General features: G+C 67.6%; 14 protein-coding genes. 8 read left to right on the plus strand and 6 right to left on the minus strand.

The features are described from left to right. Positions 1-52 precede the first annotated feature (52 nt). Complete coding sequence (locus AC5P7X_RS09340) at positions 53-616, minus strand: DUF3016 domain-containing protein (protein WP_329842846.1); 564 nt, start codon at positions 614-616, stop codon at positions 53-55. A gap of 244 nt (positions 617-860) precedes the next feature. Between AC5P7X_RS09340 and AC5P7X_RS09345 the strand changes: the two genes are divergently transcribed. Both AC5P7X_RS09345 and AC5P7X_RS09350 read left to right on the plus strand, forming a co-directional pair. After that, positions 861-2,849 (plus strand): hybrid sensor histidine kinase/response regulator, encoded by a 1,989-nt coding sequence (locus tag AC5P7X_RS09345; protein ID WP_329842844.1) that lies wholly within the window; start codon positions 861-863, stop codon positions 2,847-2,849. 43 nt (positions 2,850-2,892) lie between these two features. Next, positions 2,893-3,186 carry a DUF3247 family protein gene (locus AC5P7X_RS09350; protein WP_053498054.1) on the plus strand — a complete coding sequence of 98 codons (294 nt, stop codon included), beginning with the start codon at positions 2,893-2,895 and terminating at the stop codon, positions 3,184-3,186. A 70-nt stretch (positions 3,187-3,256) separates the two neighbouring features. Here AC5P7X_RS09350 and AC5P7X_RS09355 read toward each other — a convergent pair whose 3' ends face one another. Continuing rightward, complete coding sequence (locus AC5P7X_RS09355; protein WP_005407925.1) at positions 3,257-3,520, minus strand: hypothetical protein; 264 nt, start codon at positions 3,518-3,520, stop codon at positions 3,257-3,259. 157 nt (positions 3,521-3,677) lie between these two features. Between AC5P7X_RS09355 and AC5P7X_RS09360 the strand changes: the two genes are divergently transcribed. From AC5P7X_RS09360 to AC5P7X_RS09370, 3 genes are read left to right on the plus strand one after another with little or no spacing between them, the layout of a single operon-like run. Continuing rightward, positions 3,678-4,742, plus strand: coding sequence for a class I SAM-dependent methyltransferase (locus AC5P7X_RS09360; RefSeq protein WP_495214747.1), 1,065 nt, complete (start codon positions 3,678-3,680; stop codon positions 4,740-4,742). After that, positions 4,739-5,440 (plus strand): pseudouridine synthase, encoded by a 702-nt coding sequence (locus AC5P7X_RS09365; RefSeq protein ID WP_053498050.1) that lies wholly within the window; start codon positions 4,739-4,741, stop codon positions 5,438-5,440. Before AC5P7X_RS09360 ends, AC5P7X_RS09365 begins: the two co-directional genes overlap by 4 nt. After that, positions 5,437-6,120 (plus strand): HAD family hydrolase, encoded by a 684-nt coding sequence (locus AC5P7X_RS09370; RefSeq protein ID WP_053498048.1) that lies wholly within the window; start codon positions 5,437-5,439, stop codon positions 6,118-6,120. Before AC5P7X_RS09365 ends, AC5P7X_RS09370 begins: the two co-directional genes overlap by 4 nt. A gap of 94 nt (positions 6,121-6,214) precedes the next feature. Here AC5P7X_RS09370 and fabB read toward each other — a convergent pair whose 3' ends face one another. Then, positions 6,215-7,423 carry a beta-ketoacyl-ACP synthase I gene (fabB, locus tag AC5P7X_RS09375; RefSeq protein WP_070490470.1) on the minus strand — a complete coding sequence of 403 codons (1,209 nt, stop codon included), beginning with the start codon at positions 7,421-7,423 and terminating at the stop codon, positions 6,215-6,217. After that, positions 7,423-7,938: a 3-hydroxyacyl-[acyl-carrier-protein] dehydratase FabA gene (gene fabA, locus AC5P7X_RS09380; protein ID WP_005415130.1), complete on the minus strand. Its 516-nt coding sequence runs from the start codon at positions 7,936-7,938 to the stop codon at positions 7,423-7,425. The genes fabB and fabA overlap by 1 nt, the downstream gene beginning before the upstream one ends. A 190-nt stretch (positions 7,939-8,128) precedes the next feature. On the opposite strand from fabA, the gene dinB reads away from it, so the two are divergent. Beyond that, a complete protein-coding gene (dinB, locus tag AC5P7X_RS09385; RefSeq protein WP_070490472.1) occupies positions 8,129-9,217 on the plus strand; it encodes a DNA polymerase IV in 1,089 nt (362 codons plus the stop codon). A 196-nt stretch (positions 9,218-9,413) separates the two neighbouring features. Here the strand turns inward: dinB and AC5P7X_RS09390 are convergent, their stop codons facing one another. Then, a complete protein-coding gene (locus tag AC5P7X_RS09390; protein WP_495214748.1) occupies positions 9,414-10,325 on the minus strand; it encodes an MBL fold metallo-hydrolase in 912 nt (303 codons plus the stop codon). Positions 10,326-10,417: 92 nt separating this feature from the next. Next, on the minus strand, positions 10,418-11,056 hold the full coding sequence (locus AC5P7X_RS09395) for an NAD(P)-dependent oxidoreductase (protein ID WP_111178425.1): 639 nt from the start codon (positions 11,054-11,056) through the stop codon (positions 10,418-10,420). A 108-nt stretch (positions 11,057-11,164) separates the two neighbouring features. Between AC5P7X_RS09395 and AC5P7X_RS09400 the strand changes: the two genes are divergently transcribed. Both AC5P7X_RS09400 and AC5P7X_RS09405 read left to right on the plus strand, forming a co-directional pair. Next, complete coding sequence (locus AC5P7X_RS09400) at positions 11,165-12,094, plus strand: LysR family transcriptional regulator (RefSeq protein WP_005415135.1); 930 nt, start codon at positions 11,165-11,167, stop codon at positions 12,092-12,094. Beyond that, the gene (locus tag AC5P7X_RS09405) at positions 12,091-12,882 is read left to right on the plus strand and encodes a class I SAM-dependent methyltransferase (protein ID WP_005415136.1); all 792 of its coding nucleotides are present in this window, start codon (positions 12,091-12,093) and stop codon (positions 12,880-12,882) included. The genes AC5P7X_RS09400 and AC5P7X_RS09405 overlap by 4 nt, the downstream gene beginning before the upstream one ends. Positions 12,883-12,892 lie beyond the last annotated feature (10 nt).

A 12,892-nucleotide genomic window follows, 5' to 3' on the forward strand; every position in this document is an offset into this window, starting at 1 on the left:
CGCCCTGTAATGCGTGTCGACCAAGGTCGACACCTGCCGATGGGCTTACGGCCTACCGTGCTGCGGTGGCCTGCGCTGTCAGCTGCCGCTTCACCCAGTCGTCGATCAGGCGCTTTTCGTAGCGCAGTGGATCGCTGTCGCTCTTCAGGCCGATGTTGTGCAGGTAGCCGGTATCGCTCAGGCGCGCGTCGCCCTCGCTGACGATGCGGCCGCTGGCGTCCTTCAGCGTGTACTGCAGGCTGATCCGCGGTGGGTAGATGTCGCGCATGATCCGGATGTCGCGGCCGCGCGGGCCGTGCCACGGCTCGTAGTCACCGGCGCGCTTGATGTCGACCAGGGTCACATCAAGCGTCTGTCCCGGTTGCAGCGGTTTGGCGGCAGCGGTCTGCAGGTAGCGTGCCAGCTGCTGCACCCAGTCGCCACGCTCGGCCTCGAAGCGGTTGGTACTCTGGCGGATCTCGGTGAATTTGGCCGGATCCTCCCACTTCACGCTGACCGGGCCATCGGCCTGCAATGCGCGGGGAGCTTCCGGGTCGGTCACGGTGCGCGGTGCCGCACTGGCGCCGCCCGCCGCCAGGGCGCCTGCCAACAGGGCAATCGCGAGTGAGCGTTTCATCACGGTCTCCTGCGTCCCCTCGATGGGGGCGATGTTGATCACAGATCGAGTGTGATCCTGCTTCCCGGTATCGGCAATGGCCGCATGCGTCGTCTGCAAGAGCGGTTGCCGCCAATTCATCGACGTCAACCATGACTGACGGCGCTTGACGCTGTGAATACGCCCTTTGGAAGATGCTGTGCCTCCAACCTGGCCTGCACAGACACCCTTGTCCACACTGCCGCCCCTCGTGGAGCGCCCACCGATGATGGTGCCGGCGCCCGAACCCGACCTGCATCATGGCGTGCTTGAGCGCATCAACGCCGGTTTCTGCGTGATCCAGGTGCTGTTCGAGGGTGATCGTGCGGTCGACTACCGCTTCATCGAGGTCAACGATGCCTTCGAGCGCCACACAGGGCTGAAGGATGCGCGTGGAAAGCGCATGACGGCGCTGGAGCCCGGCCATGAGCAGGACTGGTTCCGCATCTATGGCGAGGTCGCACGCAGCGGCCGCCCGGCCCAGTTCGAGATGGAGGCGCGTGCGCTGGGCCGCTCGTTCGCGGTGGATGCGGTGCGCGTGGGCCGGCCGGGCGAGGACAAGGTCGGCATCCTGTTCTTCGACATCACCGCACGCAAGCAGATGGAAGTGGAGCTGGGCGAAAGCGAAGCCCGCTTCAGCGCGCTGGCCGATGGCCTGCCGATGCCGGTGTGGGTGCTGGACGAGCGCGGCCATGCCCGTTTCGTCAACAGTGCCTTCAGCGAGTTCTTCGGCGGTGACGAGACGCGCGTGCCGGAGGACGTCTGGCGCGGCCTGGTGCATCCGGACGACGCATCGGTCTTCGAGTACGAGCTGCAGGAAGCATTGAAGGCGCAGCGCTCGATGCACGCGCTGGTGCGTGCGCGCCGTGCCGATGGCCAGTGGCGCTGGCTGGAGATGAATGCCCGCCCGCGCTTCTCGCGCATGGGCCGCTTCATCGGCCTGGCCGGCAGCAGCCCGGACGTGACCGAACGCCGCGAGATCGAGCTGGCCCGCGAGGAACTGCTGCAGTCCGAGCGTGCCGCGCGCAGTGCTGCGGAAAACATGGCGCGGCTGAAGGATGAATTCCTGGCCACGCTGTCGCATGAGCTGCGTACGCCGTTGACCACCATCCTCGGCTGGAGCGAACTGCTGCTGCAGCGCGTGGACAACACCAGCCCGCTGTACAAGGGCCTGAACGTGATCGCCAACAGCGCCGGTGCGCAGAAGCGGCTGATCTCGGACATGCTCGACCTCAGCAGCATGCTGCTGGGCAAGGTGCAGCTGGAGGTGGAAGTGCTGGACCTGTGCGCGGTGCTGGGTGAGGCGATCGGCGCGCAGGAACTGGTGGCCGAAGGCAAGGCGCTGGACGTGCACCTGCAGCTGCCCGCGCAACCCAGCCTGGTGCTGGGCGACGCCACGCGCCTGCAGCAGGTGTTCTGGAACCTGCTCTCGAACGCGATCAAGTTCACCCCGGCTGAAGGCCGCATCGACCTGCAGCTGCGGGCCGACGGCAACTACTGGGAGATCACCGTGCGTGACAGCGGTGATGGCATCGCACCCGAATTCCTCAATCATCTGTTCAGCCGCTTCCGCCAGGCCGACGGCACCACCACCCGTCGCCATGGCGGCCTGGGCCTGGGCCTTGCGATCGTGCAGCAGCTGGTCGAACTGCATGGTGGCACGGTCACTGCGGCCAGCGAGGGCCACGGCCACGGCGCGACCTTCACCGTGCGCCTGCCCCAGCATGTTCCCGATGCCGAACGGCGGCCGCTGCGTGAAGTGATCAGCGGGCCGATCCTGGAGCCGGTGATCGTCGAGCCGTATCCGCTGCGCGGCATGCATGTGCTGGCGGTGGAAGACCAGCCGGAAGTGCTGGAGTACCTGCGGCGCATGCTGGAAGAGCAGGGCGCCAGCGTGTCTGCGGCCAGCTCGGCCGGCGAAGCGCTGGCATTGCTGGCCGACACCGGGCACCTGCAGTACCACGTGCTGCTGACCGACATCGGCATGCCGGGCATGGACGGCTATGGCCTGGTGCGCACGCTGCGCGAGGACATGGGCGTGGATGCGGCGACCTTGCCTGCGGTGGCGGTGACTGCACTGGCGCGTGCCGACGACCGCCGCCGCGCGCTGGCGTCGGGCTTCCAGGAGCATGTGGCCAAGCCGTACTCGGTAGCGCAGCTGGTGGCTGCCGTGCGCAAGGTGCAGGTGCCACGCGCGGACAGTGCGCTGCACTGAACATTCACGGCCGATCGGCGACCCTGCAGTCAGGAGGTCACCGATGTCCCGAACAGCTCCCCGCATCCATACCGATCCGGCGCAGATCGCGCGCCTGGAAGCCCTGCTGCCGCAACTGGAAGGCGAAACGCAGGTGGAACTGACCCTGCACGATGGTCGCCGCCTGCTCGGTACCGTGGCAGTGAAGCCGACCGTGCAGCAGTACCGCAACGAGGCCGGCGACGAAGGCAGCAACGGCCAGTTGCGCCTGGATGACTACGACACGCCGGTGCAGCAGCACCATGTCTGGCTGGATGAAATCGCCAGCATCAACCGCCTGCCACCCAAGGCGCCTTGATCCGAGGTAGAGCCGAGCCCACGCTCGGCTCTGCCGCCGTCCGAGCGTGGGCCAGGGCGCTACGGATGTGTCAATGCTCGAACAACGTCGGCGTCGCCTCGAACCGCCGCGCGTAGGCGCGCTCCTCCGCGACCCGGGCTACCTCGTCATCAGCCAGGTCCGGAGCGCCGTACACCGCATAGGCCACGCTGCCGTCGGCGCCATGGCCGACCTGGTGCAGCCGGTAGCGCGAGTGGCCGCCGCCGGTGTCCTCGGGGTAGTGCACGGGCGGATGGCTGCCTTCCAGGTCCATTTCACTGTTGTCGACCACGCCACCGACGAACAAGGCTCGCATGCAGGTTCTCCTGGGTTTCCGGGTGAGCCTCTACCCTGAACGTTTCAATGTTTCTGGCGGATCAAGGCCCCGTTCGGGTTTCGCAAAGCGGGCCGCCGGGGCCGGCCCGGCCAAGCCGGTACAATGGACGGCCCTCACGCTTGAAGTACCCGCGCCGATGGCCTCCAGCGACGACGCCCCCCTGCAGACCCTGCTCCTGCCGTTCTCCCAAGGCGCCCTGCGCTGGCCGGAGGGCCCGGTGGCCTTCCTGCGTGCCCGCGATGGCTGGCCATTGCGCGAAGTGGCCGGTGATCGCGAGGTGCACTGCGAACAGAGCTTCGCCCCGTTTGCGCAACCGCTGCAGCAGGCTGCCGGCTGGACCGTCAGCGGGCAGCTGGATGACGCGGCCGGCAAGGGCCGCTACCCGTTGGTGCTGGTGCTGCCGCCGCGCCAGCGCGAAGAAGCCCGTGCGCTGTTCGCCCGTGCGCTTGCGCTGGTCGCCGACGGCGGCCGCATCATTGCCTGCCAGTCCAACAACGAAGGTGCGCGTTCGGGCGAGGGCGACCTCAAGCAGTTGGCCGGCCTCGGTGGCTGCCTGACCAAGAACCACTGCCGCGTGTACTGGACCGCCCCGCTGCAGGGCCAGCACGACGTTGACCTGGCCAAGCGCTGGTCGGCGCTGGATGCGGTGCGCCCGATCGTGGGCGGTCGCTTCCTCAGCCGCCCGGGCGTGTTCGCCTGGGATCGCATCGATCCGGCGTCGGCGCTGCTGGCCGAGCACCTGCCGGCCGACCTGGCCGGACGCGCCGCCGACCTCGGCGCCGGCTACGGCTACCTGTCGCGCGAACTCCTGGAACGCTGCCCGAAGATCACCGCGCTGGATCTGTACGAGGCCGAGCAGCGCGCACTGGCGCTGGCCGAGCTCAATCTGGCGCCGCCGCCGCGCCCGCTGCCGCTGCGCTTCCTGTGGCAGGACGTCACCGCCGGCATCGAGCCGGGCTACGACGTCATCATCAGCAACCCGCCGTTCCACACGCCGTCGCGCGCTGACCGCCCGGACATCGGCCAGCGCTTCATCGCCGTGGCTGCGCAGGCATTGCGCCCGGGCGGGCGCCTGTACGTGGTGGCCAACCGCCACCTGCCTTACGAGCACACCCTCAACGACAGCTTCGGCGCGGTGCGCGTGGTCGCCGAACGCGACGGTTTCAAGCTGGTGGAAGCAGTGAAGGGGAAGGGCAAGTGAAGCTGGTCAAGCACATCGCCAACCTGGGCTATGGCAGCCGCAAGCAGGTGCAATGGATGTTCCGCGAAGGCCGCGTCACCGACGCCGATGGCGAGGTGCTGTATGCCGACGACCAGGTGCCGCATGACGCCATCCGGGTCGATGGCGAGCCGCTGGACCCACCGCCGGGGCTGTCGATCGCGCTGCACAAGCCGGCCGGCTACACCTGTTCGACCAAGGACACCGGACGCCTGATCTACGACCTGCTGCCGCCGCGCTTCCGCGACCGCGATCCGGTGCTGTCCACGGTCGGCCGCCTCGACCGCGAGACCAGTGGCCTGCTGTTGCTGACCGACGATGGTGGCCTGCTGCACCGGATCATTTCGCCGAAGTCGAAGCTGCCGAAAGTCTATGAGGTCGAGTTGAGCGAGGACCTGCGCGGCGACGAGGTGGCGCTGTTCGCCAGCGGCACGCTGATGCTGGAATCGGAGAAGACGCCCCTGCTGCCGGCTGAACTGGAGGTGCTGGATGCGCGCCGTGCGCGGCTGGTGCTGCACGAAGGCCGCTACCATCAGGTACGCCGCATGTTCGCCGCCACCGGCAACCACGTGCAGGCCCTGCATCGCAGCCGCGTCGGCGGGCTGGACCTGCAGGGGCTGGACGAGGGGCAATGGCGGCAGCTCACTTCCACCGACCTGGATACGCTGTTCGCTTCATGACCAACATTGCTGCGCTGCCGTTCCTGCCCGACGCCGTCATCTTCGACATGGACGGCCTGATGATCGACAGCGAGCGCGTTTCGCTGGCCTGCTGGAGCCAGGCCGCCGACGAGTTCGGACTGGGCCTGGATGAAACGGTGTTCCTGCGCATGGTCGGCCTCGGCGACCGCGATTCGCACGCGCTGCTGCGCGCGCAGGGTATCGAGGACAGCGTGATCGATGCGGTGGCCGCACGCTGCCACGACCTGTATGAGGCACGTACGCAGACCGGTTTGCCGTTGCGTCCTGGCATCCTGGAGCTGCTGGAGCTGCTGAAAGCGCACGCGGTACCGCGGGCGGTGGCCACCACCACGCGGCAGCCGAGGGCCAACCGCAAGCTGGCCGCTGCCGGTCTACTGCCGTATTTCGATGCGGTGATCACCAGTGGCGATGTGGCGCGGCCGAAGCCGGCGCCGGACATCTACCTGCTGGCCGCGCAGCGGTTGGGCCAGGCGCCCAAGCGCTGCCTGGCGCTGGAGGATTCACCGGCCGGTACGCGCGCGGCGCTGGCGGCTGGCATGACCGTGATCCAGGTGCCGGACCTGGTGCATCCGGATGAAGAGTTGCGTGCCCTGGGCCACCGCATCGTTGGGTCCCTGGTGGACGCGCACGCGCTGCTGCTGCCGTTGCTGCCGAAGTAAGGTGGGTGCCGACCGTTGGCCGGCACTGAGCCGAGCATGGCTCGGCTCTACATCTATTGGTGGGTGCCGACCGTGGGTCGGCACGCCTACCCCATCACACCCGTCCGAACACCAACGCGGCGTTTGTGCCACCGAAGCCGAAGCTGTTGGACATCACCGTATCCAGTTTCTGCTCGCGGCTCTCGCGCAGGATCGGGAAGCTCTCCACCTTCGGGTCCAGCTCGCCGATGTTGGCCGAACCGGCAACGAAGCCATCGCGCATCATCAGCAGGCAGTAGATCGCCTCGTGCACGCTGGCTGCACCGAGCGAGTGCCCGGACAACGCCTTGGTCGAAGACAGCGGCGGCACTGCATCGCCGAACACTTCGCGGATCGCGTTGAGCTCGGTGACATCGCCCAGCGGGGTCGAGGTGCCGTGGGTGTTCAGGTAGTCCAGCGGGCGATCGACGCCCTGCAGTGCCATCTTCATGCAGCGCACCGCGCCTTCGCCGGACGGAGCAACCATGTCGGCGCCGTCGGAGGTGACGCCATAGCCGATCAGCTCGGCATGGATGTGCGCACCGCGTGCGACGGCGTGGTCGTAATCCTCCAGCACCAGCATGCCGCCACCACCGGCGATGACGAAGCCGTCGCGGTCCTTGTCGTACGGGCGCGAGGCGCTGGCCGGGGTTTCGTTGAAGCTGGTCGACAGCGCGCCCATCGCATCGAACATCACGCTCATCGACCAGTGCAGGTCTTCACCGCCCCCGGCGAACATGATGTCCTGCGTGCCATGGCGGATCATGTCCGCGGCGGCACCGATGCAGTGCGCCGAGGTCGCGCAGGCGGCCGACAACGAATAGCTGACGCCCTTGATCTGGTAGGCGGTAGCCAGGCAGGCCGAGACCGTCGAGCACATCGTGCGCGGCACCATGTACGGGCCGACCTTGCGCACACCCCGTTCGCGCAGCAGGTCGACTGCACCGATCTGCCACTCGCTGGAGCCGCCACCGGAACCGGCGATCAGGCCGGTGCGCAGGTGGCTGACCTGCTCGGGGCTGAGCCCGGCATCGGCGATGGCATCGCGCATGGCCAGGTAGGCGAAGGCCGCCGCGTCGCTCATGAAGCGCTTCTGCTTGCGGTCGATCAACGCGTCCAGATCGAGGTCGACACGACCACCGACCTGGCTGCGCAGGCCCGCTTCGGCATGGTCGGCCAGGGCGGTGATGCCCGAGCGCCCTTCGCGCAGCGCGGCCGAAACGGTATCCAGATCATTGCCGAGGCAGGACGTGATGCCCATGCCGGTGATGACGACGCGACGCATCAGAAGCTCCCGGTTTCGGTGAACAGGCCGACGCGCAGGTCGCGCGCGCTGTAGATTTCGCGGTCGTCCACGTACATGCGGGCGTCCGACTGGGCCATCACCAGCTTGCGGTTGATGACCCGGCTGATGTCGATCTCGTAGCGTACGAGCTTGGCGTCCGGCAGTACCTGGCCGGTGAACTTCACCTCGCCACAGCCCAGCGCGCGGCCCTTGCCGGGCGCACCCAGCCAGGTCAGGAAGAAGCCGGTCAGCTGCCACATGGCATCCAGGCCCAGGCAGCCTGGCATCACCGGGTCGCCGATGAAGTGGCAGCCGAAGAACCACAGGTCCGGGCGGATATCCAGTTCGGCGCGTACCATGCCCTTGCCATGCGGTCCGCCGTCCTCGCGGATGTCGGTGATGCGGTCGAACATCAGCATCGGGTCGTTGGGCAAACGGCCGGCGGCGGTGCCGAACAGTTCACCGCGTGCGCTGGCCAGCAGCTGTTCGCGGTTGAACGCGTGGAGACGGGTCATGAAGCACAATCCTGGAAGCGGAGAACAGGGAAACAAGCGCTCGAGAATGCCCGTGGAAACTGTCCCGATCAAACATTTCAACCGTACGCAACCGTAGTGTTTTCAAGGGAATACGCGCATCCTGTTGATGTGCAACGACCATACTTCGGCGTGTGGCCCACCCGACCCGGCCCCGCCTTTTCCACCTGACATGACCCGACTGCGCAAGATCATCCACGTTGACATGGACGCGTTCTACGCGTCGGTGGAGCAGCGCGACGATCCGTCACTGCGCGGCAAGCCGGTGGTTGTGGCATGGCGCGGCGCACGCTCGGTGGTGTGCGCAGCATCGTACGAGGCACGCGTGTTCGGCGTGCGTTCGGCCATGCCGGCAGTGCGGGCCGAACGCCTGTGCCCGGATGCGATCTTCGTGCCGCCCGACTTCGCACGTTACAAGGCGGTGTCACGCCAGGTGCGCGAGATCTTCCTGCGCCACACCGACCTGGTTGAACCGTTGTCACTGGATGAAGCCTACCTGGACGTGACCGAGCCGAAGAGCGGCATCGAACTGGCTACCGATATCGCCCGTACCATCCGCATGCAGATCCGTGAGGAGACGAACCTGACTGCTTCAGCCGGGATCGCGCCGAACAAGTTCCTGGCCAAGATCGCCTCGGACTGGCGCAAGCCCGATGGCCAGTTCGTGATTCCGCCGCAGCGGGTGGACGCCTTCCTGCTGCCGTTGCCGGTGAGCCGGGTGCCTGGCGTCGGCAAGGTGATGGAAGGCAAGCTGGCCGCGCGCGGCATCGCCACCTGCGGCGACCTGCGGCAGTGGGCACTGATCGATCTGGAAGAAGCGTTCGGCAGTTTCGGCCGCAGCCTGTACAACCGCGCACGCGGCATCGACGAGCGGCCGGTGGAACCGGACCAGCAGGTGCAGTCGATCTCCTCGGAGGACACCTTCGCCGAAGACCTGCTGCTGGAAGACCTGGGCGAGGCGATCGTGCAGTTGGCGGAGAAGACCTGGAATGCCACACGCAAGACCGAACGTGTCGGCCATACCGTGGTGCTGAAGTTGAAAACCGCGCAGTTCCGCATTCTCACCCGCAGCTTCACCCCGGAACGTCCGCCGGAGTCGATGGAAGAACTGCGCGACATCGCACTGGCCCTGCGCGCCCGCGTCGACCTGCCAGCGGAGACGCGCTATCGGCTGGTGGGTGTCGGGCTGGGCGGCTTCCGCGAAAAGGAACCGGTGGTGCAGGGGGAATTGTTCGAGCACGCCCAGACCGATCGTTCCTGATCGTTCATCCACGCATGGCGTGGATCCACGTGTCGACCAAGGTCGACACCCACCAGGAGCAGGTCATTCCATCCAGACAGATTGCGCAGACATGCCACCCCGCCCACCCTCAGGAAACCAGCTTCGGCTGTTGCTTCGGCTGTTGCTGTTGCCTCTGCAGGTGCAGGGCGCAGCCCTGCAGAAGAACCCCGTCACCTCATGGCCACTGCATCTCGCCCTTGGCCACCTTCGCACTCAGCTCCAGCGACGCCACGCCGTCCAGCGTCGGATAGCGCGCCTGCATCGCCTGCACCAGCGCCGCACTGTCCTTCGCCTTTGCCGCCTCGGCGTCGAACGCGCGGATGTAGTCCGCGGTGAAGCGCAACGCACTGGCATCCAGCGCCGCACCCGGCGCGTAATGCCCCGGCACCACCACCTTCGGCTTCAGTGCCTGCAATCGCTGCAGGGTCTGCAGCCAGTCAGTGTGCGACTTCGGCGTCTGCGTGTCGGCCATCCACACGTGCTCGCCGGCCACCACCGGAATGCCGCCGACGATCGCGCGCAGCGATGGTACCCACAGCACCGTGCGGTCCGGGGCCGGGCCATCCAGGCCGATCAACGGCAGGCGCTGGCCTTCCAGCTGCAGGGCATCGCCGTCCAGCACCTGCGGCACCACGATGCGCGCGGGCACGTCGGCACCCATCTTCGGTCCCCAGTAGGCCAGCTTGCCGGCCCGGGTCTGCTGGATGTGGGCGACGGTCTGCGCAGTGGCGACGATGCGTGCCTGCGGGAAGGCATCCTGCAGGGTGGCCAGGCCGAAGTAGTAGTCCGGATCGCCGTGGCTGATGTAGATCGTGGTCAGCTGCCTGCCACTGGCGCGGATCCGTTCGACCAGCTTGCGTGCGTCGCTGGCGCCGAACTGCGCGTTGACCAGGATCGCGTCATGGCGGCCTTCGATCAGTACCGAGGATACCGAGAACATCGCCTGCGGGCCGGGATGGAAGGTCTGCAGGTGCAGTTGTGATTTCGTCGCGGTGGCCGGTGCCGCGGTGGCCGGTGCGGCCAGCAGCGGCGCACTGGTGAACGTGGCGGCCAGGGCGAGGGGAAGCAGCAGGGCAGCGGCGCGCATGGGGAATTCCTTGTGTAGAGCCGGGCCAATGCCCGGCTGCATGTTCGCGTAGAGCCGAGCGCGGGCTTGGCTCTACAAGGGGCGTAGCTGGATCAGTACGCGGCGGTGATGATCTGCTTCGGGTAAGCGTGCGCTTCCAGCTCGGCGACGAACGCGGCGCCGTAGTCGGCATAGCTGATGCGGCTGTGGCCACTGGCGTCGGCCAGGAAGGCCTTGGGCTGCACGCGATACCGGCCACGCTCATCGCCCGGGCCGATTTCGGCGGCCGGCGAGAAGAAGGTCCAGTCCAGGTCGTCCACTGCCTGCAGGCGGTTGAACGCCTCGCGGTGGGCCAGCGCGTACGGCTTGTAGGCTTCCGGGAAGTTGGGGGTATCGACCAGCTGCACGCCCGGCGCGACTTCCAGGCTGCCAGCGCCACCCACCACCACCAGGCGCGGTACGCCGGCTTTGCGCGCGGCGGCCGCCAGCTGCGCGGCGATCTCGCCCACGCGGCCGATGTCGTCGCCCGGGCGCGGGCCGTAGGCGCTGGCCAGTACGTCGTGGCCCGCGATGGCGGCGACCAGCGCGTCCTGGTCATCCAGCGAGGCGATCACCGGATGGGCGCCGGCCAGTTCGGCCGGGAGGTCCTGCGCGCTGCGCACGATGACGGTGAGTTCGTGGCCGTGGGCCAGCGCGTGGCGGGCGATCTGGCGGCCGATGTTGCCGGTGGAACCAACGAGGGCGATCTTCATGGCAGGACTCCGTGGGGCGATGTGGGCTGGGAATGGGGCCACTCTAGGCTGCTGCAGTCGCTCGAAAAACAGCGTATAACGCGCTTGTTTGTTGCGTGGATCGAGCATATGGACCGATTGACCGCCATGACCGTGTTTGTCGAGGTGGCCGAGCGCGGCAGCCTCACCGCCGCCGCGGAAGTGCTGGACATGTCGCGGGCGATGGTCAGCCGCTACCTGGCCGAGGTCGAGGGCTGGCTGGGTGCACGCCTGCTGCACCGGACCACGCGCCGGGTCAGCCTGACCGGCCCGGGCGAGGCGGCGTTGGCGCGCTTCCGGCAGATGCTGGCGATCGGCGAAGAACTGCAGGGCGAGCTGGCCAGTGATGATCCCGAGCCGCACGGTACGCTGCGCGTGACCGCCAGCGTGTCGTTCGGGCAGAGCCACCTGGCACGGGCGGTGGCCGGTTTCGTCGCGCGCCATCCGGCGGCGCGCATCGAGCTGCTGCTGGTCGACCGCACGGTGAACCTGGTCGAGGAGCGCGTGGACCTGGCCGTGCGCATCGCGCGCCAGATCGACCCCAGCCTGATCGCGCGGCGGCTGGCCACCTGCCGCTCGGTACTGTGCGCGACGCCGTCGTACCTGCAGGCGCGTGGCACGCCGACCGCGCCGGAGCACCTGGCCGCGCACAACTGCCTGACCCACCACTACGTCGGCAAGAGCCTGTGGCAGCTGCACCGCGATGGCCGTTCGCTGTCGGTGGCGGTGGGCGGCAACATCAGCGCCAACGAGGCCTCGCTGCTGCTGGAGGCGGTACGCGCCGGTGCCGGGATCGCCATGCTGCCGACCTACCAGGTGGCGCCACTGCTGCGCAGCGGCGAGCTGATCGAACTGCTGCCCGGATTCAGTCTGGACGAGCTCGGCATTCATGCCGTGTACGCGTCACGGCGCCAGCAGCCCGCTATCATGCGGCGATTCCTGGATTACCTGGCCGAGTGTTTCGCCAGCCCGGCCTTCCAGGATCTGGATTGGCGCCCACCGGGCAAGGAGAACACATGAACCATGGACAGGCCTTGATCGACCACAACCGTGCTGCCTGGGACCGCCAGGCCAGCGAAGTGCGCGAATGGTCGCGCCCGGTGGAGAGTTCAACCATTGCCGCCGCGCGCGAAGGGCGCTGGCAGGTGCACCTGACCCCACGCGCGCTGCCACTGGACTGGCTGGGCGACGTGCGCGGCCGTCGCATCCTGTGCCTGGCTTCGGGCGGCGGCCAGCAGGCACCCGTGCTGGCCGCTGCGGGCGCCGACGTCACCGTGTTCGACCTGTCCGACGGGCAGCTGGAACAGGACCGCAGGGTCGCTGCGCGCGACGGCCTGCAGCTGCGCACGGTGCAGGGCGACATGCGCGACCTGCACGTATTCGCCAATGACAGCTTCGACGTGGTGTTCCATCCGATCTCCAACCTGTACGTACCCGACGTGCGCCCGGTGTGGACCGAATGCCGCCGCGTGCTGGCGCGCGATGGCATGTTGATGGCCAGCTTCTACAACCCGGTGCTGTTCGTCGGTGCACGTGATCCGCAGCTGGATGCACAGGGTTTGATCCGGCCGCAGTACGCCATTCCCTATTCGGACCTGGAAGACCTGCCCGCCGCAGAGCGTGAGGCGAAACTCGCCCGCGGCGATGCGCTGACCTTTGGCCACAGCCTGACCGAACTGATCGGCGGTCAGCTGGATGCAGGCTTCGTGATTGATCGGTTCATGGAAGACTGGCAGCCGAAGCCGCGCTTCCTGATCGACCGTTACCTGCCCACCTTTCTGGCCACCCGCGCACGCAGGATCGGCTGAGGCCGATCCC

The organism is Stenotrophomonas sp. YJH_SMC_53, from assembly GCF_059369995.1.